General features: G+C 73.9%; 1 pseudogene. It reads right to left on the bottom strand.

From position 1 onward, the window contains the following. Positions 1-631: pseudogene (locus WDZ17_RS17385) on the bottom strand (hypothetical protein); the annotation flags it as partial.

Raw genomic sequence — 631 nt, 5'->3', positions numbered from 1 at the left:
TCAGCCGGTGAAGGTGGTCGCGGACAGGGCCGGGCCGCCACGCAGGTCGTCCCGCCAGGAGAAGCGGCCCACCTTCGAGACCACCCCGAGCGTCGTCGCGCCGTCGCCGTCGAAGTCGCCCTGCACGCGACGGTCCCAGGAGGTGTGCACCTGCACCGGTACCGCCGGGGCCACCTGCCAGGCGTTGAGCAGGTACCGGCCGTTCGCCCGCGAGATCCCCGGCGTCCAGACCCCGTTGCCGTCCCAGTCCCCCACCAGCGCCGTGTCCGTGGCCCGCGACCCCCACGAGAACCGGAGGTCCACCCGCGAACGACCCAGCCCGTTCGTCAACCACCACTGCGGCGGACCGCCCTTCGCGACCACCCCGACCCCCAGGTGACGACCGTCCCAGGAGCCCACCACCGGCAGCTGCTCCGGCCCGCCGAACACGAACGTCCTGTCGTGCTGGCCCGAGGAGTGCGCGTTGCGCAAGAACCACCGCCCGGCCCGGTACACCCCCACCGAGTCGACCCCGTTGCCGTCCCAGTCCCCCACCACCGGCACGTCCCCCGCACGGCCGAAGGAGTACCGGCGCACCTCACCGCTGGACAGCCGCAGCGAGACCCGCCCGTCCCGGAACCACCCCGGCTCG

This window comes from Pseudokineococcus basanitobsidens (assembly GCF_037482545.1).
GTDB classification, from domain to species: domain Bacteria; phylum Actinomycetota; class Actinomycetes; order Actinomycetales; family Quadrisphaeraceae; genus Pseudokineococcus; species Pseudokineococcus basanitobsidens.
This window is presented reverse-complemented; position numbering and strand designations above follow the sequence as displayed.